The organism is Oleiphilus sp. HI0043, assembly GCF_001634935.1.
The window spans coordinates 1-752 of the sequence record NZ_LWEY01001471.1 but is presented as its reverse complement, the minus strand read 5'-3'; the positions used below and the strand labels follow the sequence as shown (position 1 = coordinate 752).

Genomic DNA, 752 nt, shown 5'->3' with positions numbered 1-752 from the left:
TTCGGCGATAAGTTTACCTCAAAGGCCGGCATTACAAGCTTAATGGAAGATCTTGGAAATGCCTTGGCTGGCGACTCAGGTTTAATCATGATGGGGGGAGGCAATCCTGCGCATATTCCGGAAGTGCAGGATTATTTTAAAAATAGATTGCTGGAAATTGTTGAGTCTACATCCGATTTCCAGCAGCTGATCGGTGTTTACGATCCACCACAAGGCAATTTGGACTTCATTAAGTCACTCGCTTCATTACTTAAAGCTGAATATGGCTGGGATATAGGCCCGCAAAATATTGCTTTAACAAACGGCAGTCAAGCAGCATTCTTTATGCTCTTCAATTTGTTTGCAGGGAAGTATTCAGATGGTAGTAGTAAACAGGTTCTGCTACCACTTGCTCCCGAATATATTGGCTATTCCGATGCGGGTTTGGTTGAAGATTTTTTTATATCAAACAGACCAAAAACTGAGGAAATTAACGCAGAGACATTTAAATACCATATCGACTTCGAGAAGTTCCAAATTACTGAAAGCACGGGAGCGATCTGCGTATCTCGCCCCACAAATCCGACGGGAAATGTGATTACAAACTCAGAGATGAGTAAGTTAGACCAGTTGGCACGTGAACATAAAGTACCATTGATTGTTGATGGTGCTTACGGCACGCCTTTTCCAAACCTTATATTTACTGATGCAGAACCAACCTGGAACCAAAATATTGTCCTGTGCCTAAGTCTCTCTAAATTCGGTTTACCTGC

General features: G+C 42.3%; 1 protein-coding gene. It reads left to right on the top strand.

Annotation, left to right across the window (positions count from 1 at the left end; translation table 11 throughout):
- Positions 1-42 precede the first annotated feature (42 nt).
- The coding region (locus tag A3729_RS20875; RefSeq protein ID WP_369820149.1) for an aminotransferase class I/II-fold pyridoxal phosphate-dependent enzyme at positions 43-752 on the top strand (710 nt) is incomplete at its 3' end.